The organism is Flavobacterium sp. JAS (assembly GCF_020991455.1).
Taxonomy (GTDB): domain Bacteria; phylum Bacteroidota; class Bacteroidia; order Flavobacteriales; family Flavobacteriaceae; genus Flavobacterium.
Genome location: NZ_JAJMOX010000003.1, coordinates 149,418 through 169,483, shown reverse-complemented (window position 1 = coordinate 169,483; position 20,066 = coordinate 149,418). Strand labels below are relative to the sequence as shown.

Genomic DNA, 20,066 nt, shown 5'->3' with positions numbered 1-20,066 from the left:
GTTTAAAAACTAGACTTAATAATGTCTTTTAATTCCTTATCTAACTCCGTATTTGAAATTTTATTTTCTTCTAAGTTAAAATTAGCATTGAAAGTTGGTAACGAAAAAGTAGCTTTTATTTGCGCTCCGTATCTTGGTAAAGCATTATTGGCGATTTCTAAAACCGAAGCTCCTCCTCTTGGTCCAGGCGAAGTCGCTAGTAATAACATTGATTTTTGTTGAAAAATTTCTTTCATAATTCTGGAACACCAATCAAAAAGGTTTTTGAATGCCGAAGAGTAATTTCCATTGTTTTCTGCCAAAGAAACAACCAAAAGATCCGCACTTTCAATCTTTTTAAGAAATGCTTTTGCAAGTTCATGCTGACCGATTTCTTTTTCTAAATCGACACTAAATAACGGCATAGCAAAATCATTCAAATCTAAAACTTCGACTTCAGCATTTTCAAATAAACTTGCTGCATAAGTTGCAAAATGTTTATTGATTGAATGCTGGCTATTACTTCCTCCAAAGGCTACAATTTTCATATTTATTTTATTTTGTGTTGACTGCTTTTTTTGCCACTGATTGCAATGAATTTAATCTGTTGCATATATCTCATTTGGGGATTTCGAAGATCTCCTTTTTTATTTCCACTGAATAATCATTTGGAGCAATTTGTCCTCCGAACGACTTGGCGTAAACTTTAGTAAATTCAGCTCCGAAATATAAAATAATGGCTGAATAGTACACCCAAACCAAAATAATAATCACGGATCCTGCCGCTCCATAAACACTCGCAATAGTTGAATTTCCTAAATAAAATCCTATTGCAAATTTACCAATCATAAAAAGAACCGCTGTACAAACGGCGCCAATAAAAGCGTCTTTCCATTTTATGATTCCGTCAGGTAAAGTTCGGAATATAATCGCAAAAAGCAATGTGATACTTCCTAAAACAATAACTAAATTTATAACATAAAATAAATATACGGTACTATCTGCCAAATATATCTTTAACCTGGAATTTAAAACATCTAAAGTCGCGTTCAACATTAAACTAACCAACATTAAAAACCCTACCGAAACTATCATCGAAAAAGACATGATTCTGTTTTGAATGAACTTTTTAAGGCCTTTATTGGGTTTCGCTCGCAAGCCCCAGATAAAATTTATAGAGCTTTGAATCTCTGCAAAAACTCCCGAAGCTCCAATCAACAACATTACAACTCCAAAAACGGTTACAAAAACATTATTATCTGATAATTGCACGTTTTTGATGGCGTCCTGAATCTGGATTGCAGCCTCGTTACCAACTAAACGGTTTATTTGTCCGTAAAGTTCTCCAGTTACAGCTTCTTCTCCAAAAAAGAAACCGCAAATCGTAATAATTATAATTAATAAAGGTGGTAATGCAAATATGGTATAATAAGATAAAGCAGCGCTTAGTTTAATGGCATTGTCATCATTGAACTCTAAAAAGGTCGTTTTAATTAAATACCAGATTTTTGATAAAATATTTTCCTTTTCCACAAGTCTATTTTTTGCGATTCTATCAAATTTAAGAAGAAATCAAAGAAAATCAATTGTCGCTTTTTTCGTAAATATTATATTTTTACCATGTTGTTATTTAGTCATTTCATTTTAAAACCTTATCATATTGCAAATCTGTTCCTAAATTTTTAATCTTTAAAATATCTTTAAACTCACGTCGGGTTGGTTTTATTAGATAAGAAGTTGAATCTAACATTCTACCTTTAATAACTGTTACTGAATCTAACTTTTTTAAATCTTCTTTTAAATAAATATGCTTAATTTTTAGAATATTTTTTTCTAGAGCTATAGTTTGAATATTCCAAAAAACAGAATCTCTTGTGCTTAATACTAATTGACCATTGATACGTTTTGCTTTCTGATTAAGTGAAAATCTAAATAATGTATCTATAATTTTTCGAGACAATTCTATCGAATCACTTACTACTTTTACATCAAATTTGTCTTTAGTATCCTTAGTAATTAATTTTCCGCCAACAAGGTCATATTCGGATCGCAAAGAATCCATTTTTAGTTTATGAACTTTGAATTTTATAAAATACTCCTTTAAAATCCTATCTTCTTCAATTCTAATAAAAATAGAATCGCTATTCATATATAAACCTTTGAACTTAGCAGGAAAGCTTGTTAATTCTGAATCATTATCAGGTTGTGGATTTTGAAAATAGAAAGTTAAACAACCATCACAAATTTCTGTTGCTGCTGCATCAGCTTTTTTACATGAAGTTAAAACAATAAGTAAAGTGAGAATTAAAGCTATCTTTTTCATGACTACTTTTATTGATAATGACAGAAAATCCCTTTATCATAAATCGTCCACAAACTTGCTTTTTGATTAGCGGCCTTTAAAGCACAGTTTGCCCATGTATTACAGGTATAAAAAAGGCTATAACTTCCTTTGGCTTCATAAAAAGCATCTTTCTTTCCGTAGCTATAACCTTGAATCCATTCTGGGTTTGTTGGATTATTAAAGCTTTCTAAAATATAAGTTACTAGCTTTTGGTAGTCTGATTTTGAAACCAGAATACGTTTGCAGTTTTCACCTTCTCTTAATTGTTTGAAAAATGTCGTGTGCATTGCCGACGAGCTTACGCCAAAGATCGCTTTTAAAGCGGTACTAGCTTTTAAATCGGACCATTCTGGTGTATGCAAATAAAATCCTTTATCGCCCCAGCCAAAAGCTACAAATTGCATTAAGCTATCTTTTGATTGTGTCTGGCTGAATTGGATTTCGTTTCGCCAGTCTTTAATTTCAGTTGTAATTGGAACTACAATATCAGTGTGAACTCCGTTTGAAAGTATGTAAATGGGAATTGCATCTTTTTCATCAACTTGTGCAACATCTGAATTAACGGTGATTTTAGAAATCAGATAAACAGAGATTACATATAAAACAAGAAAAGTAATGATTCCGAGGATAGTCCAGCCTAGAAATTTGAAAGTTCTTTTTAGCATTTGGTTGGTTGTTATTAGATTTATAAAATGGTCTTTTTTGTTGTAACCAATTTTTGAGCCAAAAAAAATAATGGTACGCGGATAAAACGGATTCGCTAACGCGAAAACGCAGATCTACACGGATTTTTTTTATTTTATTTTTTGTTATGCTCATTTTTTGTCATTTCTACCAAAGGGAGAAATCACACTAGTTAGTCGACAAAGATTAGCAAAATTCTATACAGAGTTTCTTGTGTGATTTCTCCCTTTGGTCGAAATGACAAACTTTGTGACGCTAGCTTTTAAACCATAAAAAAACTGCTGAATTTCTCCAGCAGTTTTAGTCTTGTTTCTATAATCTTGATTCTATTCTCTAGAAATTTAAACGTTGAAACGGAAGTGCATTACATCACCATCTTTTACAACATATTCTTTTCCTTCGACTTTGAATTTTCCTGCTTCTTTTGCTTTTGCTTCTGAACCGTATTGAACGTAATCTTCGTATGAAATTACTTCGGCACGAATGAATCCTTTCTCGAAATCAGTGTGGATAACTCCAGCTGCTTGTGGCGCTGTTGAACCAATGTTGATTGTCCAGGCACGAACTTCTTTTACACCAGCGGTAAAGTAAGTTTGTTGTTTTAATAATTTGTAAGCCGCACGAATTAAAACTGATGCTCCCGGCTCTGTTAATCCCATATCTTCAAGGAAAACCTGACGCTCTTCGTAGCTTTCTAATTCTGTAATATCTGCTTCTGCTCCTACTGAAAGGATAATTACTTCAGCATCTTCATCTTTAACTAATTCACGAACCTGATCTACATATTTGTTTCCGTTTACCGCTGAGTTTTCATCAACATTACAAACGTATAATACTGGTTTTGCTGTAATTAATTGGAAAGATTCCATTAAAACTTCTTCGTCATTACCTTGAGGTACAACAGTACGAGCCGATTTAGCTTGTAATAATGACTCTCTGATTCGGTCTAAAAGTGCTTTTTCAGTCTGCGCTTCTTTATTTCCGGTTTTAGCAGCACGGTTTACTTTTTCTAAACGTTTTTCAACAGTTTCTAGATCTTTCAACTGTAACTCGATATCGATAGTTTCTTTATCACGAATTGGGTTTACATTCCCGTCTACGTGAACAATGTTATCGTTATCAAAACAACGCAAAACGTGAATAATAGCATTACACTCTCTAATGTTTCCTAAAAATTGGTTTCCAAGACCTTCACCTTTACTTGCTCCTTTTACCAAACCTGCAATATCAACGATATCAACTGTTGCCATTTGTACGCGTTCTGGTTTTACCAATTCTTCTAATTTGTTGATTCTTGGATCCGGAACGTTTACAACACCAATATTAGGTTCGATTGTACAAAACGGAAAGTTGGCACTTTGCGCTTTTGCATTAGATAAACAATTAAATAATGTTGATTTTCCAACATTTGGTAATCCTACAATTCCTGCTTTCATATGTAGATAATATTTATTTTTTACTCTGTATCACCCTTCTCAGACCCTTATTTTATTATCTATAAATCAAATAATTACCTTCTTGAATGATCGTTTTTTCTGATAAATTAAATTTTGACAAAATCATATATTTTGCCCTTAAAATTTTGCAAATATAAGATTTAATACCTCGTAACTAAACAAAAAATGACGATATATATTTTTTCGCTAATTTTCTTAAAAAAAATAAAACTTTTTACTAATTTTTTGTTAAATAAGTTTACTTTTATCTCAACTTTTAACAAACCACTATTAAATTTTTTAACCAAAACAAGTTTTAACATGAAAAAAATTGCAGTCTTATTATTTCTATTTCACTCGTTATTCATTTTTGCGCAAAAGCAAATCACGGGTGTGGTCAAGGATAACACAGGAACACCTCTTCCTAGTGTTAACATTTTAGAAAAAGGAACTAACAACGGTGTTTCTACCGATATGGATGGATCTTACAAAATTACCGTAAAAGATGGAGCATCTTTAATTTTTAGTTACGTGGGGTATAGCAGTGTTACCAGAATTGCTACTACTTCAGTAATTGATGTTTCTTTGTCCGAAGAAAGCGGTCAAAACTTAGATGAAGTAGTAGTAACCGGTTCCAGAACAGCTGCAAGAAGTAATACCACAAGCGCATTACCTATTGATGTTTTGTCTGCCAAAGATTTAACTTCTACTGGCCAGGCCTCATTCGATAAGGCTTTGCAGTATAAAATTCCGTCCTTTAATACTGTACAGACTCCTGTAAATGATGCGACATCATTACTGGATCCGTACGAGATTAGAAATATGGGACCAAGCAGAACATTAATCCTTATTAATGGTAAACGTAAAAATTTAAGTTCATTACTTTATGTACAAACTTCTCCAGGACGTGGAGAAACGGGAGCTGATATTTCTGCTATTCCAACTGACGCGATCGAAAGAGTTGAGATACTTCGTGATGGTGCTTCTGCACAATACGGATCTGACGCGATTGCCGGAGTTATGAACATCATCTTAAAGAAAAACGCTACTGATGGATCTTTGACAGTGAGAAGCGGAATTACATCTGAAGGTGACGGCGAAATGTTGGGTGTAAGTTTAAACAACGGAACAACTGTTGGCGAAAAAGGTTTTTTAAATTATACAATAGATTTTTCTAAAGTAAATTTAGCCAACAGACCAGGAAAAGTTGATGCTGCAGGAGATGCAGGAGATTTTGGTGCTGACATCGCAGATGTTCAAGCTTTTCTTGCTAAATATCCTGACGCTGGAAACATTAATGGATCACCAGAAACGGCTGCTGCCAAATTCTTAATCAATGGTGGAAATGACATCAGTGACAATACAAAAATGTATTATAATGCTGCTTATGTATACAAAAAAGTGAACTCTTTTGCGAATTACAGAACTCCATATTGGAGAACACTAGCAGACGATCCTTATCTTATTGATTTTTTCGGAAAAGGTACTGGTGCTGATAGAATTTACGAAGGATATGTACCAACTTTTCAAGGTGACTTAACAGATTATAATGGTACTTTAGGTTTCAAAAATGTTAGAAATGGCTGGAATACTGACGCGAGTGTAACTATTGGAGGAAACAAACAACTTTATACTGTAAATAACTCTGTAAACAGATCAAACATTGTTGATGAAAACGGTCAAAATGTTTATAGAGAAAACAGCCCGATTTCTTTTAAACCAGGTGGAACTGGGTTTAATCATGTGGTTGGAAATATTGATATTTCTAAAATCGTTTCAGACCATATCAGTATTGGATTTGGTTCTGAATTTAGATCAGAAAATTTTGAAGTTCTTGAAGGAATTAAAGCTTCTTGGGATGGAACTGGAGCTGACTCTTTTGCAGGAAACAGACCTGAAAACTCAGGAAAATGGAATCGTTACAATGTTGGGGTTTACTTCGATTTGGCTTACGATGTAACAAAAGACTTTTTAATAAACGGAACCGTTCGTCATGAAGAGTATAGTGATTTTGGTGGAGCAACGGTTTGGAAAGTAAGTTCAAGATATAAATTCTTAGATGATAAAATCACTTTAAGAGGATCTGTATCAACAGGCTTTAGAGCACCAACTTTACACCAAATTTATACTCAAAAATCTCAATATTCTTTCGTAGCAGGACAAGGAATTCAAGTAAGCGGAATTATCAACAACGTTTCTCCTCAGGCACGTCAATTAGGAATTCCTTCTTTAGATCCTGAAAAATCAACAAACATAACTATTGGAGTTGGTGCAAAACCTTTTAAAGATTTTAATATTACTTTAGATTATTACAACATTAAAGTAGAAGACAGAATTGTATTAGGGGACAGACAAGATACACCATTTGGTAATGTAGCTTGGTTTTCTAACTCTTTTGACTCAAGAACTTCAGGTTTAGATGTAGTTACTGGTTATAACAATATTGGTATCGGTTCTGGTAAATTAGGTATTAATTTATCTGGAAATATCACTTTCCAAAACGAAAGAATTTCTCCTGTAACAAACAATTCATTTGGAGATATCTTAACTTCTTTGACTTTTACATCAAGACCTAAAACGAAATGGATCTTGGGCGGTAACTATGAAATTGGCAAATTTGGATTTTCTCTTAACAATACTTATTTTGGAAAAACAACCTTCAATCAAGATGGTTTAGATGCCAATTTAAAAACCGAATTTATTCCTAAAATTGTTACTGATTTAGGTGTCAACTTTAATGCTACTGAAAAATTAACATTCGCTCTAAACATAAACAACTTATTTAATGTTTTACCAGAGTGGGAATTTAAATCAGAAAATGCTGCAGGTGACGCAATATTAGCGGATCCAGTTCAAACAAAAAAACAATACAACCTAATTACTTTTAACGGACGTTACTCTCAAATGACTTATGATGGATTCCATTTCAGTCAATTAGGAACTATGTTTAATTTATCTCTAAATTATAAATTTTAACCGTAATAATTAAAATTTTAAAAAGGGCTTACATCAGATAAGCCCTTTTTTTATACATTTATAATAATAAAACCTACTGTGATGGCAAATTTATATGATGGCAAAATGGCCGCGATATACGATGCAATGTACCAGACATTTGTCAATTATGACGAAGAATATGTTTTTTACAACAATCTAATTCAAGAAAATAAAGGCTTGAGTATTCTCGAAATTGGAAGTGGAACTGGCAACCTTGCTAAACGATTCTCTGCAAATAATCAAAACTATCAAGGTCTTGATTATAGTGAAGATATGATTGCAATTGCCAAAGAAAGAAACAAAAACTGCTCTTTTACACAAGGCGATATGCGCCAATTTAAACTCGATAATGCAGTTGATACGATTTTAATCACCGGAAGATCTACAAGCTATTTAATTACCAATGACGATATTAATAGAACTTTTGATTCTTTATACAAAAACCTAAATGATAACGGTGTTATAATTTTTGATTTTATTGATGCGAATAGATTCATTCCTTTCACCAAAGAAAATCCAATTATTATTCATGAAGCAGAATACCAAAATGCAAATTACTTTAGAGAAAGTCATTGGGACACAAATAATGCTCTAGAAAATTTCATGTTAGAATGGACTGCTCAATATTACACTCTTTTAAATGGTTCAAAAGAAATTATAGAAAATGATTTTTCGACTGTTAGAGTTTTTACACTAAATGAAATACAGCTGTTTTTATATTTGAATAATTTCGAAATAATAAAAACTATAGACCGCAAAACCTATGCTTACGATACTTATGTAATTGTCGCAAAAAAAAGAGCCTAAAAAAAATCCCGAACTAATAGTTCAGGATTTTTTTATTACTAAAACGGATACATTTACGTTTCACATTTTCACAATTTACATTTTTACAACTTAAACTGCAATGAATCTATAATACCTTTCTCTTCTTCAGTGGCTGTAAATCCTGATATGTCCCAATAATTGGTTAGGATTTTATTCTGTTTGTTAAACAATGATTTTTCTTTAAAAACGTCACTTTCCTTATACGTAAAATTTTGTTTATTGAATTTTGTGGTAACAAAGTTATTGCGAACCTGAATATTCTTTTTAGTCTTGTCTTTAAAATACAAATCATAAGCGATTTCTTCATTAGAACTCAATAAAAAATAATCCAAACCATCAACTCTATAACTTACTTTTATCTGTGATCTTGTAATATTCTTAGTTCCAGCGTCTGGCTGGATATCAAATTCGATAAGTTTTGATGGAGTAATGATGATACTAAACTCTATGATTAACTTTTTCTCAGGATCATAAATGATTTCAAAACTGTCAACTGCTTTTTTAGATTTATCCAAAGGCATAACATTCATCACATAATAGTCCTTATTTTTTGGATGCCCTTTTGTGATGTAATCATATTCTTTTCTTGTTTTTGAATCTAAAAGAGGGTCAAAATACTTGAAATTAGAATAATTTTCCATTATAACATTCAAATTATAACCTTTCAAATCAGCACCTATATCAGTTTCCAGCAAGCCATAAGACCTGTTTTGCTCTACTAACAAAGTTGTATTTACCTTTTTTTGACGTGCTACAAATTGAAAATTTACCAAACCATCATTGTAATAAGAATATTTATTATCGAGCATAAAAAACTCTCTTACATAAACTTTAAGTCGATAGGATACTGCTAATTTTTGTCTCGAATTTGAAACAATTCTGTTAAGTGTTTTATATGGATTTTCTTTTGAGACAACAATTTCATCTAGTTTATTATTAGTGTTGTTATTTTTAAGATAAACTACAAACATATCTGGTTTTAAAGGTCCCCAGCGAAGTGTCACTTTTTCGTAATTGATCTCCGAAACCTGAACACTAGATGAACCGTTCAATTCGAAAGTTACCTTACCTTCTTTATTGCTCAACAAAACCTGCCTGGTTTTCATTATCAGTACTGTTGCATTTTCGATAGGCAATTGTGTTTCTATATCCTTTACAACAATAGAATATTTAGCGCTTTGCGAAAAAGCACTAAAATTGAACAACACAATAAATAAAAGTAGCAGTCTCCTCATAGGCTGTAATTAAATTTTCAACTAAAGTATTAAAATATTACTAAAAAACTAATACTTCTTAAATAAATCACTAAATACCAATGAAATAAGTAACACTTTTCAAGTTTTTCCAAAAAAAAAATCCTGAGTTCAAAACTCAGGATTTTTTACTTATTTATATGAAGTTCTTAATATATCCAAGGACAAATAGAAAAGCTAATAAAAAAAGAATTAATTCATTAAAATCAATCCAATAATAAAATAAACTGTATATTTTAGTTTTATACTTATCTTCTTTATCAACCAGAACGGTAATTTTTTCGTTTAATTTAAAATTAGTAACTAATTTTAATTCACCCTGAGCAGATTTAATTGTATCTCCATTTACATAATATTCAAATTCGGGAATTATTCTACCTATTAGTACTGAACCACGACCACCCGTATGATAACTAACACTTTTAGTAAGTCCTGTTATTTTGCCGTTATAAAAATTATAATTTTCAAAATTTGCAACTTTCAGATAAATAAACCCCGTATAGATTAATAAAAAAGAGAATGTTATAGAATTATTTTTTACAAACTTTCGGAAATTATTCGCCATGCAAAAACGCCTGTCTATTCAACAAGGTTTCTTCATCTTCTACATGATTATCATCTGGTACACAACAATCAACAGGACATACAGCAGCACATTGAGGCTCATCATGAAAACCTTTACATTCTGTACATTTTCCTGGAACGATATAATACACTTCGTCAGAAATTGGAGTTTGAGCATCATCTGCATCAACTTCAGTTCCGTCAGGTAAAATTATTTTTCCTGAAAGTTTAGTTCCGTCTTTATATCTCCAATCATCAGCTCCTTCATAAATTGCTGTATTTGGGCACTCAGGTTCACAAGCCCCACAGTTTATGCATTCGTCAGTTATAATTATTGCCATTTTGTTCTTGGTTACGAGTTAAAAGTTACAAGTTGAGAAATAATAATAATACGAAGATTTTATTCTGCTTTGTCTTGTAACTTAATATAGCTTATTTTTGTGCAAAATTACAATCAAAACTCTTCATAAACAAACATTATGACATTAGAAACAAAAAAAAGTATTTTTGTTGAATTAGGAAAATTTTTAAAACAATTTTCTGAAAAGGATACAATTAAAAAATCGGATGTTTTACATAACGATTTATTTTTTGATGATTTCGAAAAGCTGATACATTTATCTCAATCTCATAATGGCTGGTACACCCCTGAACAAGTGTATTTTGCAATAAAATCATGGGCAGACGCTTTAACTGATGAAAACATTGACAAATGGCTTTCACAGTATTCATCAGAGTTTTCTCAGGATGACAAATCGGGAAAAAATGTCGCTTTAATATTAGCCGGAAATATTCCGTTAGTAGGTTTTCACGATTTTCTTTCGGTTTTAATTACCGGAAACAAAGCTTTAATAAAAACATCATCAAACGACCAACATTTATTGCCTTTTTTGGCCAAGTACTTAATTGCTGTTGATGAAAGCTTAAAAGATAAAGTCACTTTCGTGGAAGGTAAACTGGAAAACTTCGATACCGTAATTGCGACAGGAAGCAATAATACAGCACGTTATTTTGAATATTACTTTAAAGACAAACCTTCGATTATTCGAAAAAACAGAAATTCGGCTGCCGTTTTAAACGGAAAAGAAACTCATGAAGATTTAGAAGCTTTAGGTGAAGATATTTTCAGATATTTTGGTTTAGGATGCCGTAATGTTTCGAAGATTTTTGTTCCGAAGGGATATACATTTGACGCCTTTTTTGAAGCTATTTTCAAATATCAGGATGTTATTCATTATGAAAAATATGCTAACAATTACGACTATAACAAAGCCGTATTTTTAATGAGTAATTTCAAATTATTAGATAATGGCTTTTTAACGCTAAAAGAAGATCCGAGTTACGCCTCTCCTATTTCGAGTGTTTTTTATGAATTTTATGAAAATATCGAAGATTTACAAGCTCGCCTTAAAGCTGATGCTGAGCAAATTCAGTGTATCGTGAGTAATGATTTAATCGAAAATAGCATTCCATTCGGGCAAACGCAAAATCCTCAATTGTGGGATTATGCAGATAACGTAGATACTATAACGTTTTTGTTAACAACAAAGTAAAAATATGTTTAATTATTTCGAATAATTTATCGGTTTTTCAGCTCCTATTGCCGAAATTTGCATCTTTAAAATTTCCGACTATTAACAAAAACCATGAAAAAACACAACTACAGCGCAGGACCAAGTATCTTACCTCAAGAAGTTTTTGAGAAAGCATCAAAAGCAATTTTAGATTTTAATGATTCAGGACTTTCTATTCTGGAAATTTCGCACCGAAGCAAAGATTTCGTTGCAGTTATGGAAGAAGCTCGTTCCCTTGCTTTAGAATTATTAGGGCTTCAGGGAAAAGGGTATCAAGCCTTATTTTTACAAGGTGGTGCAAGCACAGCATTCTTGATGGCTCCTTACAACTTGATGAAAGAAAACGGAAAAGCAGCTTATTTAGATTCAGGAACCTGGGCAACTGCCGCCATAAAAGAAGCTAAGCTTTTTGGCGAAACTGTTATCGTAGGTTCTTCAAAAGAAGAAAATTACAACCATATTCCAAAAGGATACGAAATACCTAGTGATGCTGATTATTTTCACTGCACTAGTAATAATACCATTTTTGGAACTCAAATGAAAGAATTCCCAGCAACTAACATTCCAGTGGTTTGCGATATGAGTTCTGATATCTTTTCCCGCGATTTAGATTTCTCTAAATTTGATTTAATCTACGCCGGAGCTCAAAAAAATATGGGTCCTGCAGGAACTACTTTGGTAGTTATCAAAGAAGAAATTTTAGAGAAAAACGGAAGAACAATTCCAAGTATGTTAGACTACGCAAAACATATTAAAGGAGAAAGTATGTACAATACTCCACCTGTTTTTGCGGTTTACGTTTCATTATTAACATTACAATGGATCAAAAGTAAAGGCGGAGTTGCTGCTGTTGAAAAATTAAACGACGCAAAAGCTGATTTACTTTATACTGAAATTGACAGAAACCCATTATTTAAAGGTGCTGCAGCGGTTGAAGATCGTTCTAAGATGAATGTTACTTTCTTATTAAACAATGCTGATCATACAGCTACGTTTGATGCTTTATGGAAAGAAGCAGGAATTTCAGGATTGCCAGGACACCGTTCTGTTGGTGGTTACAGAGCTTCTATTTACAACGCTATGCCTATCGAAAGTGTTCAGGTATTGGTTGATGTAATGAAAGCTTTGGAATCTAAAGTTTAATCGTTTTTCCGGTTAATCGTTAATTTGATTAACTGTTTAATCGAAAATTTGTATTGAATACTGAAACCCTAGCCCCGATAGAAGTGGAAATCCTTTTTTTGTTTTTTCTTTAAAAACAAAAAAGATTGGAACGAATAGCGGGATTAGCTCCTAAATCAAAAAAGAAAAAAACATAATAGTTGGTTCATCGGTTAAACAATTTAACGATAAAACGATTAACCAATAAAAAACACATAAACTAAAATGAAAGTATTAGCGAATGATGGAATTTCTAAAAGTGGAATTCTGGCTTTAGAAAAAGGTGGATTTGAAGTTATAACTACAAAAGTAGCTCAGGAACAAGTAGCTAATTTTGTGAATGAAAATAATGTAGACGTTGTTTTAGTGCGTAGCGCAACTAAAGTTCGTAAAGATATTATCGATGCCTGCCCGGGATTAAAAATTATTGGTCGTGGTGGTGTTGGTATGGACAATATCGATGTTGATTATGCAAAAAGCAAAGGAATTCATGTAATTAATACTCCTGCTTCATCATCAGAATCTGTTGCTGAATTGGTATTTGGACACTTGTTTTCTGGTGTTCGTTTCTTGCATGATTCTAACAGAAATATGCCTCTTGAAGGGGATTCAAACTTTGATGGTTTGAAAAAAGCTTACGCAAACGGAACTGAATTAAGAGGAAAAACTTTAGGTATTGTTGGTATTGGTCGTATCGGACAAGCTACAGCAAAAATGGCTCTTGGTTTAGGTATGAAGGTTATCGCCGCAGATATGTTTATTCCGACTGTAGATGTTAAAGTTGAGTTTTTTGATGGTCAGTCTATCACAACTACAATTGTTTCTCAATCATTAGAGTCTTTATTTAAAGAAGCTGATTTTATCACATTGCACGTTCCTGCTCAGGATGGTTACATCATTGGAGAGAAAGAATTGGCAATCATGAAAGATGGTGTTGGAATCGTAAACTGTGCTCGTGGTGGTGTTATTGACGAAGTAGCTTTAGTAAAAGCATTAGATTCTGGAAAAGTTGCTTTTGCAGGTTTAGATGTTTTTGAAAGCGAACCAAAACCAGAAATGGCAATCTTAATGCACACTAAAATCTCGTTGACTCCGCACATTGGAGCTGCAACTGGAGAGGCACAAGACAGAATTGGAACAGAATTAGCTTCACAAATTATTACTTTGTTAAGCTAAGTAATAAAAAAATAGATTAACTTTAGAGGGATTTACTATGTATTTGTAGTAAATCCCTTTCTTTTTGCATAAATTTGACGTCTAATTTAAACTCTAAAAAATCATGTTTGAACAATTAACGCAATTAGTACAACAATACGGAGGTGATGCCGTAGTAAACAATTCTGCTATTCCAAATGAGCAAAATGAAGCTGTAATAAGCGAAACAAGTTCTTCTATTTTTGCAGGATTGCAAAAAATTGCTTCAGAAGGTGGCGGTGAGCAACTTGCCAGTCTATTTAGTGGAAAATCTCCTATTGACAGCTCGAACCCAGTTGTGCAGCAAATAACACAACAATTGACAGGAAGCCTTGGCGAAAAATTTGGATTAAGCAGTACTGCTTCTTCTGGTGTTGCGGCAAGCATGATTCCGCAGATTTTAAATTCATTAGTAAATAAAGCCAAAGATCCTAACGATAGTAGTTTTCAGATTTCGGATATTATTGGAGCCATTTCAGGAAACAGCGGACAAGCTTCCGGGATTATGGATACGATTTCTAAATACGGAATGCAATTTGGTCTGGATCAAAACGCTGACGGAAAGGTAGATGTTGCAGATGCAATGGCATTAGCATCAAGCCAAAAAAGTGGTGGCCTTTTTGGAGGTATATTAGGAAAACTGTTCGGGAAATAGATTTTTGTTTTAAGGGACATAGGATCAAAGTTACAAAGGAACAAAGTTCTTAAAACCACAAAATATACTAAGCTGTTTACATAAATGTAAACAGCTTTTTAATTTACCTAAAGAAAGAAACATCCCTAAACCTTTGAAACTTTGCCACTATGAACCTTTGAACCTCCCTAAAAACTGTTAAATAATAAAACTTTTTCCTCTTTTTTTCGTAAATTTAGGTCTGAAATTATGCGTTATGAAAAAATGTATTTACATATTAATTGTTCTACTAACAGTAATTGCATGTTCTACAACTTCAAAAAATACAGCAGTTGCATCGGCTTCGCCTAAATCAAATGGTGGCGTAAATGATACCGTGCGCATTGCCAATGATTCTCTCGAATATGAGGTTATTATTATAGATAATGGTTTCAGCACTTGGTTAAACTCGAGAGCGCTTCCAAGAAATTATTATGGATTAAACTATCTTGAGACTAAAAATCAATTATATGTGACAGAGTGGAATATCAGAGCTTCACAACCACAACGTTACAACCCAAATTTATACGAAATGCAAATTGATTACAGTCCATTTATTCATTACGGATACGAAGTAAATTACTTGATTTATAACTATATGATTTATTTTCAAAATACATACAAACAAAAACTCGGAGGGTATGTTCCTATACGATAATGTTGTTTATATTTGTAATTGTTATAAATAAAGCATGAATAAATTAAAGCAACGTTGGGGGATTACCTCAAATGTACAAGCCATAATTATACTTATCGTTTTTGCCATTACTGGATCGGCATCTGCGTACTTGTCTAAACCTTTTTGTGTATGGCTTGGCATCACCAAAGAAGATTTTGGCGGATGGTTTACTTTAATCCGTTTGTTGATTATTTTCCCTATTTATCAGGTTTTATTAGTTGCAATAGGAACTATTTTTGGGCAATTCCGTTTCTTTTGGAATTTCGAAAAGAAAATGCTCAAAAATATGGGGCTTGGATTCCTCTTCAAAAACTAAATTTCCCTATCTGATTTTTGAAAATAATAGGTATAAATCCACGTCAGTGTAAATGACGGAATCACATCTGTAAAAGGGATTATCTCTTCAAGAAAAGTCAAAACACCCGCTACTTTCCCTACTCTTCCTTTATACATTTTGGTCATTATAAAAGCCGCAACTGGCGCCCAAATGACATCTGAGAATTCTCCCAAAAGCGGAATTGTAAACGAAATCATTCCAATTTCGTCCAAAAGTAAACCTAAGAGTAATTTTCTGGTTCTGTCATCTTTTGTTACTTCTAAATCTTGCATTTTCATTTATTTAGATATTATTCGAATTTAAAAAGATTTTACTAACCAAAATTATTTCCTAAAACAATTTCATTATTTAATTACCACCTTGATTAATCTTTCTTTTTCCGGTTACTGCAAATATTACACCAAAATTGCCATCGGTCTGAATCCAATTTTCTGATGGAACATAAGCACGTGATACAAAACCATCCAAATACAAGGCATTTTTACATCCTAAACTTTTAAAGTAATTCGCGAAATCATAGAAATTAATTTCTTTTTTAGACAACACAAAAACTATCTTTCCATCTGGTAAAATTCCAACCCCATTTCGAATATTCAAATTAACTGATCCTTCTTTAAAATCCGGATGAATTTTACCATCGATAACTAACATTGGTCCCGATTGTGTCGCATATTCTATTTTTCCATTATTCTGAAATTTTTCAGTAGTACAAATTTCAGCTGTTTTACCCGTTGTTAAATAAAATACTCCATTCGGTTGCAAGTAGAAATTCCCTTCCGCTTTAGTCGTATCTAATGGCGACAAAACCTTCTTCTTTTCAAGATAAAGACCTTGCGGAGAATTGTCTTTTTTATACATTCCGGCATTCATTGCAAAGTCTAGTGATAAGCTATTTCCCTCTATCCAAGTCTTTAAACTTTGAATATTTCCAAAATTTTGCCCTGCCTCATTTTTCCAATACAATTTTAAATCTTGTTTTTTAAGATCCACTTTATAGACCACAAACCGATCATCAGAATATATTTTTGCATTGATAAAAACTGCAAGAACAATTACTATCAATATTAAAACTCCAATTTTTAATTTCATTTTTCAGATACTTTCTCATAAATGTAAACAAAAAAACCAATATTAATTTATATATCATTCTTCTTAAATTTCTGTTACAACACATTTTTATATCGACAGAATCTTTGTTTCTTTGTAAAAACAGTTTCAAAATGATACACGCAAAAAACATACATAAATTCTACGACCAACTTGAAGTTTTAAAAGGAGTTGATTTGCATATTAAAAAAGGAGAAATTGTTTCGATTGTTGGCGCTTCCGGTGCCGGAAAAACTACTTTATTGCATATCTTAGGAACACTTGATAAACCTTCAAAATCAGAAACGGAAAGTTCTTTAACCATCAATGGTCAGAATGTTTTAGGATTTAATGATAAAGCGTTATCAAAATTCAGAAACTTAAATTTAGGATTCATCTTTCAGTTTCATCAGCTTTTACCTGAGTTTACGGCTTTAGAAAATGTCTGTATTCCGGCATATATTGCGGGCAAAAAACCATCAGAAACTGAAGCTGAAGCCAAAAAACTATTAGACTTTTTAGGATTATCTCATAGAATTAATCATAAACCAAACGAACTTTCGGGCGGAGAACAACAACGTGTTGCCGTAGCAAGAGCGTTAATTAATAAACCGGATGTTATTTTTGCCGATGAACCTTCGGGAAATCTCGACACACATTCTGCCGAGAATTTACATCAATTATTCTTCCAGCTTCGTGACGAATTTGGGCAGACTTTTGTAATCGTAACCCACAACGAAGAGCTGGCTAATATGGCTGATAGAAAACTGGTTATGGTTGATGGCTTAATTAGTAATTAGGAACTATTTCCCACTATCCACTTGTATCTTTTTCTGTCTGAAAAAGCCAGAAAAAGGATACCGCTTCTATCAGGGCTAGGGCTTTACGATAACAATTACCTTTCATTAAATTATGACCAAATCAGAATTAAAAGATTTCCTTGACGAAAAAGTCATTCAATATAACAATCAGGATTTCATCGAAAGTGATCCTGTACAAATTCCGCATTTGTTTACCCAAAAAGAAGACATTGAAATTGCCGGTTTCTTAAGCGCTACAATTGCTTGGGGAAATCGCAAAATGATCATCAAAAATTCGCATCAAATGATGGAATTAATGGGCAATACGCCTTACGATTTTGTCATGTCATATTCTGATGAAGATTTAGAAAGACTGGAAAACTTCGTTCATCGTACCTTCAACGGAAAAGATTTTGGAGGTTTTATAAAAGGATTACACCATATTTACAAAAATCATAATGGTCTAGAAGCTGTTTTTTCCAAAAATCAAGAAGCGGACAGTTTACAAAAAAGCATCAGCGAATTCAAAAAGATCTTTTTCGAAATCGATCATTTGCCTCGCACTCAAAAACATATTTCAGATCCCTTAAACAATTCGGCAGCAAAAAGAATAAACATGTATTTACGCTGGATGGTTCGTCAGGATACAAAAGGAGTCGATTTAGGCATTTGGAAAACCATTTCGCCAGCGGCATTATCATGTCCGTTAGATGTACATTCCGGAAATGTAGCCAGAAAATTAGGTTTGCTTACGCGAAAGCAAAATGACGGTAAGGCATTAGCCGAATTAGATTTAAAACTTAGAGAGATGGATGCACAAGATCCTGTTAAATATGATTTTGCACTTTTTGGATTAGGTGTTTTTGAAGGATTTTGAGTTTGAGAATTAGAATGTTAGATTCCTTTTTTATTAGATGATTCGAAAAATCTAGTGCTCTAACCATCATTTTAATGTACATTTGCACAAAATTTAATGCAAATGAGCACTTTCGAAAAATTCAATCTCCCAAAATCAGTACAAAAAGCAATCGACGAATTAGGATTTGTTACGCCAACTCCTATTCAGGAAAAATCTTTTTCAGTGATTATGTCTGGGCGAGATATGATGGGAATTGCACAAACCGGTACCGGAAAAACATTTGCCTACCTACTACCACTTTTAAAATTATACAAATTTACCCCAACCAATACACCAAAAATTGTAATTCTGGTTCCAACTCGTGAATTAGTTGTTCAGGTTGTAGAAGAAGTTGAAAAACTTACCAAATACATGTCAGTTAGTACACTTGGTATTTTTGGTGGAGTAAATATTAATACACAAAAAAAAGCAGTTTATGAAGGTGTCGACATTTTAGTTGGAACACCTGGGCGTACAATGGATTTAGCACTTGATGCTGTAATTCGTTTTGATGAAACTCAAAAATTAGTTATTGATGAGTTTGATGAAATGCTGAATCTTGGTTTCCGTACGCAATTAACAGCGCTTTTGGCGATGATGAAAACCAAACGTCAAAACATTCTTTTTTCTGCAACAATGACGGATGAAGTTGATGCTGTTTTGAATGACTTTTTTGATTTTCCGGAAGAAGTAACACTTGCAGCTTCGGGAACTCCGCTTGAAAACATTACTCAAATCACATATAATGTTCCAAACTTTAATACAAAAGTAAATCTGTTAAAACATTTATTAGAAACAAACGAAAGCATGGAACGTGTTTTGGTTTTTGTGAACAATAAAAAAATCTCAGACATGCTTCATACTCGAATTGAAGAAGACTTTGAAGGACAATTTGGAGTAATTCACTCTAATAAATCTCAAAATTACCGTTTGAGTACAATGGCTGAATTTCAGGAAGGAAATCTTCGCGGATTAATTACTACTGATATTATGGCGAGAGGTTTGGATATTTCGAACATCTCTCACGTTATTAACTTTGAACTTCCTGAGTTTCCTGAATTGTATATGCACAGAATTGGTCGTACAGGTCGTGCAGATGCTACAGGAACCGCAATTAGTTTTATTACGCCTCGTGAAGAAGAATTTAAAGTAGAAGTAGAAGTTTTAATGAATCAGGAACTTGAAATTGCTGATTTCCCCGAAGAAGTGGAAATTTCAACTAAATTAATTGAACCTGAAAAAGACAAACAACCAATTAAATTTTTAATGAAAAAGCAGACACTAAAAGGTGATGGTGCTTTTCATGAAAAAGATAAAAAGAATAAGAAAGTTAACTTAGGTGGACCTTCTAAAACAAAAAAGAAAACTCACGGATCTGTTAATAGAAACATGTTGAAAACGAGAGATAAGAAGAGAAAAGATAAGGATAAATAGATCTTTTTAAGGGACAAAGGTTCAAAGGAACATAGGTTCAAAGTATAAAAAAAGCTCGAAGATGTAAGTAAGTTGTTATAAACTTAAATTTACATCTTCGAGCTTTTTATTTTTTACGTCCCAAAAGAAACCTCTGAGCCTTTGA

21 protein-coding genes are annotated in these 20,066 nt (G+C 32.7%); 11 read left to right on the top strand and 10 right to left on the bottom strand.

Features of this window, described 5'->3' with window-relative positions:
- Positions 1–2: 2 nt before the first annotated feature.
- From LPB88_RS04775 to ychF, 5 genes are all read right to left on the bottom strand, one after another.
- Positions 3–527: an NADPH-dependent FMN reductase gene (locus LPB88_RS04775; RefSeq protein WP_230712990.1), complete on the bottom strand. Its 525-nt coding sequence runs from the start codon at positions 525–527 to the stop codon at positions 3–5.
- 70 nt (positions 528–597) lie between these two features.
- Positions 598–1,512: a YihY/virulence factor BrkB family protein gene (locus LPB88_RS04770; protein WP_230712988.1), complete on the bottom strand. Its 915-nt coding sequence runs from the start codon at positions 1,510–1,512 to the stop codon at positions 598–600.
- Positions 1,513–1,618: 106 nt separating this feature from the next.
- On the bottom strand, positions 1,619–2,302 hold the full coding sequence (locus tag LPB88_RS04765; RefSeq protein ID WP_230712986.1) for a hypothetical protein: 684 nt from the start codon (positions 2,300–2,302) through the stop codon (positions 1,619–1,621).
- 8 nt (positions 2,303–2,310) lie between these two features.
- Positions 2,311–2,988, bottom strand: a complete 678-nt coding sequence (locus tag LPB88_RS04760; protein WP_230712984.1) for a TIGR02117 family protein — start codon at positions 2,986–2,988, stop codon at positions 2,311–2,313.
- Between the two features lie 360 nt (positions 2,989–3,348).
- Positions 3,349–4,443 carry a redox-regulated ATPase YchF gene (gene ychF / locus LPB88_RS04755; RefSeq protein WP_230712982.1) on the bottom strand — a complete coding sequence of 365 codons (1,095 nt, stop codon included), beginning with the start codon at positions 4,441–4,443 and terminating at the stop codon, positions 3,349–3,351.
- Positions 4,444–4,764: 321 nt separating this feature from the next.
- On the opposite strand from ychF, the gene LPB88_RS04750 reads away from it, so the two are divergent.
- Entirely contained in the window at positions 4,765–7,419 is a 2,655-nt protein-coding gene (locus LPB88_RS04750) for a TonB-dependent receptor (RefSeq protein WP_230712980.1), read from the top strand.
- 81 nt (positions 7,420–7,500) lie between these two features.
- Complete coding sequence (locus tag LPB88_RS04745) at positions 7,501–8,247, top strand: class I SAM-dependent methyltransferase (protein WP_230712978.1); 747 nt, start codon at positions 7,501–7,503, stop codon at positions 8,245–8,247.
- A gap of 83 nt (positions 8,248–8,330) precedes the next feature.
- On the opposite strand, the gene LPB88_RS04740 is transcribed toward LPB88_RS04745, so the two are convergent.
- The 3 genes from LPB88_RS04740 to LPB88_RS04730 form a co-directional block, all read right to left on the bottom strand.
- Complete coding sequence (locus tag LPB88_RS04740) at positions 8,331–9,503, bottom strand: hypothetical protein (RefSeq protein WP_230712976.1); 1,173 nt, start codon at positions 9,501–9,503, stop codon at positions 8,331–8,333.
- Positions 9,504–9,657: 154 nt separating this feature from the next.
- Entirely contained in the window at positions 9,658–10,086 is a 429-nt protein-coding gene (locus LPB88_RS04735) for a hypothetical protein (protein ID WP_230712974.1), read from the bottom strand.
- Positions 10,076–10,426: a 4Fe-4S dicluster domain-containing protein gene (locus LPB88_RS04730; protein WP_230712972.1), complete on the bottom strand. Its 351-nt coding sequence runs from the start codon at positions 10,424–10,426 to the stop codon at positions 10,076–10,078. Before LPB88_RS04730 ends, LPB88_RS04735 begins: the two co-directional genes overlap by 11 nt.
- Positions 10,427–10,564: 138 nt before the next feature.
- Here LPB88_RS04730 and LPB88_RS04725 point away from each other — a divergent pair, with 138 nt between their 5' ends.
- The 6 genes from LPB88_RS04725 (at position 10,565) to LPB88_RS04700 (ending at position 15,682) form a co-directional block, all read left to right on the top strand.
- Positions 10,565–11,638 carry an acyl-CoA reductase gene (locus LPB88_RS04725; RefSeq protein WP_230712970.1) on the top strand — a complete coding sequence of 358 codons (1,074 nt, stop codon included), beginning with the start codon at positions 10,565–10,567 and terminating at the stop codon, positions 11,636–11,638.
- Between the two features lie 93 nt (positions 11,639–11,731).
- A complete protein-coding gene (gene serC, locus LPB88_RS04720; protein WP_230712968.1) occupies positions 11,732–12,802 on the top strand; it encodes a 3-phosphoserine/phosphohydroxythreonine transaminase in 1,071 nt (356 codons plus the stop codon).
- 243 nt (positions 12,803–13,045) lie between these two features.
- The gene (locus LPB88_RS04715) at positions 13,046–13,996 is read left to right on the top strand and encodes a D-2-hydroxyacid dehydrogenase (protein ID WP_230712966.1); all 951 of its coding nucleotides are present in this window, start codon (positions 13,046–13,048) and stop codon (positions 13,994–13,996) included.
- A 103-nt stretch (positions 13,997–14,099) separates the two neighbouring features.
- A complete protein-coding gene (locus LPB88_RS04710; RefSeq protein ID WP_230712964.1) occupies positions 14,100–14,669 on the top strand; it encodes a hypothetical protein in 570 nt (189 codons plus the stop codon).
- A gap of 235 nt (positions 14,670–14,904) precedes the next feature.
- A complete protein-coding gene (locus tag LPB88_RS04705; protein ID WP_230712962.1) occupies positions 14,905–15,345 on the top strand; it encodes a DUF6146 family protein in 441 nt (146 codons plus the stop codon).
- A 34-nt stretch (positions 15,346–15,379) separates the two neighbouring features.
- Positions 15,380–15,682, top strand: a complete 303-nt coding sequence (locus LPB88_RS04700; protein ID WP_230712960.1) for a DUF6787 family protein — start codon at positions 15,380–15,382, stop codon at positions 15,680–15,682.
- Here LPB88_RS04700 and LPB88_RS04695 read toward each other — a convergent pair.
- Together LPB88_RS04695 and LPB88_RS04690 are read right to left on the bottom strand one after the other, a co-directional pair.
- Complete coding sequence (locus tag LPB88_RS04695; protein ID WP_230712957.1) at positions 15,679–15,975, bottom strand: hypothetical protein; 297 nt, start codon at positions 15,973–15,975, stop codon at positions 15,679–15,681. The genes LPB88_RS04700 and LPB88_RS04695 overlap by 4 nt on opposite strands.
- A 76-nt stretch (positions 15,976–16,051) precedes the next feature.
- Positions 16,052–16,792 (bottom strand): phosphodiester glycosidase family protein, encoded by a 741-nt coding sequence (locus LPB88_RS04690; protein ID WP_230712955.1) that lies wholly within the window; start codon positions 16,790–16,792, stop codon positions 16,052–16,054.
- A gap of 131 nt (positions 16,793–16,923) precedes the next feature.
- Between LPB88_RS04690 and LPB88_RS04685 the strand changes: the two genes are divergently transcribed.
- From LPB88_RS04685 to LPB88_RS04675, 3 genes are all read left to right on the top strand, one after another.
- Complete coding sequence (locus LPB88_RS04685) at positions 16,924–17,589, top strand: ABC transporter ATP-binding protein (RefSeq protein WP_230712953.1); 666 nt, start codon at positions 16,924–16,926, stop codon at positions 17,587–17,589.
- 112 nt (positions 17,590–17,701) lie between these two features.
- Complete coding sequence (locus LPB88_RS04680; RefSeq protein WP_230712951.1) at positions 17,702–18,466, top strand: TIGR02757 family protein; 765 nt, start codon at positions 17,702–17,704, stop codon at positions 18,464–18,466.
- 102 nt (positions 18,467–18,568) lie between these two features.
- The gene (locus LPB88_RS04675; protein WP_230712949.1) at positions 18,569–19,921 is read left to right on the top strand and encodes a DEAD/DEAH box helicase; all 1,353 of its coding nucleotides are present in this window, start codon (positions 18,569–18,571) and stop codon (positions 19,919–19,921) included.
- Positions 19,922–20,066: the final 145 nt, after the last annotated feature.

Coding starts and splice junctions, on each gene's coding strand:
- LPB88_RS04700 (WP_230712960.1), top strand. CDS start 15,380: ATGAATAAATTAAAGCAACGTTGGGGGATTACCTCAAATGTACAAGCC.
- LPB88_RS04685 (WP_230712953.1), top strand. CDS start 16,924: ATGATACACGCAAAAAACATACATAAATTCTACGACCAACTTGAAGTT.
- LPB88_RS04765 (WP_230712986.1), bottom strand. CDS start 2,302: ATGAAAAAGATAGCTTTAATTCTCACTTTACTTATTGTTTTAACTTCA.
- LPB88_RS04675 (WP_230712949.1), top strand. CDS start 18,569: ATGAGCACTTTCGAAAAATTCAATCTCCCAAAATCAGTACAAAAAGCA.
- LPB88_RS04715 (WP_230712966.1), top strand. CDS start 13,046: ATGAAAGTATTAGCGAATGATGGAATTTCTAAAAGTGGAATTCTGGCT.
- serC (WP_230712968.1), top strand. CDS start 11,732: ATGAAAAAACACAACTACAGCGCAGGACCAAGTATCTTACCTCAAGAA.
- LPB88_RS04730 (WP_230712972.1), bottom strand. CDS start 10,426: ATGGCAATAATTATAACTGACGAATGCATAAACTGTGGGGCTTGTGAA.
- ychF (WP_230712982.1), bottom strand. CDS start 4,443: ATGAAAGCAGGAATTGTAGGATTACCAAATGTTGGAAAATCAACATTA.
- LPB88_RS04750 (WP_230712980.1), top strand. CDS start 4,765: ATGAAAAAAATTGCAGTCTTATTATTTCTATTTCACTCGTTATTCATT.
- LPB88_RS04775 (WP_230712990.1), bottom strand. CDS start 527: ATGAAAATTGTAGCCTTTGGAGGAAGTAATAGCCAGCATTCAATCAAT.
- LPB88_RS04705 (WP_230712962.1), top strand. CDS start 14,905: ATGAAAAAATGTATTTACATATTAATTGTTCTACTAACAGTAATTGCA.
- LPB88_RS04680 (WP_230712951.1), top strand. CDS start 17,702: ATGACCAAATCAGAATTAAAAGATTTCCTTGACGAAAAAGTCATTCAA.
- LPB88_RS04740 (WP_230712976.1), bottom strand. CDS start 9,503: ATGAGGAGACTGCTACTTTTATTTATTGTGTTGTTCAATTTTAGTGCT.
- LPB88_RS04745 (WP_230712978.1), top strand. CDS start 7,501: ATGGCAAATTTATATGATGGCAAAATGGCCGCGATATACGATGCAATG.
- LPB88_RS04690 (WP_230712955.1), bottom strand. CDS start 16,792: ATGAAATTAAAAATTGGAGTTTTAATATTGATAGTAATTGTTCTTGCA.
- LPB88_RS04695 (WP_230712957.1), bottom strand. CDS start 15,975: ATGCAAGATTTAGAAGTAACAAAAGATGACAGAACCAGAAAATTACTC.
- LPB88_RS04760 (WP_230712984.1), bottom strand. CDS start 2,988: ATGCTAAAAAGAACTTTCAAATTTCTAGGCTGGACTATCCTCGGAATC.
- LPB88_RS04725 (WP_230712970.1), top strand. CDS start 10,565: ATGACATTAGAAACAAAAAAAAGTATTTTTGTTGAATTAGGAAAATTT.
- LPB88_RS04735 (WP_230712974.1), bottom strand. CDS start 10,086: ATGGCGAATAATTTCCGAAAGTTTGTAAAAAATAATTCTATAACATTC.
- LPB88_RS04710 (WP_230712964.1), top strand. CDS start 14,100: ATGTTTGAACAATTAACGCAATTAGTACAACAATACGGAGGTGATGCC.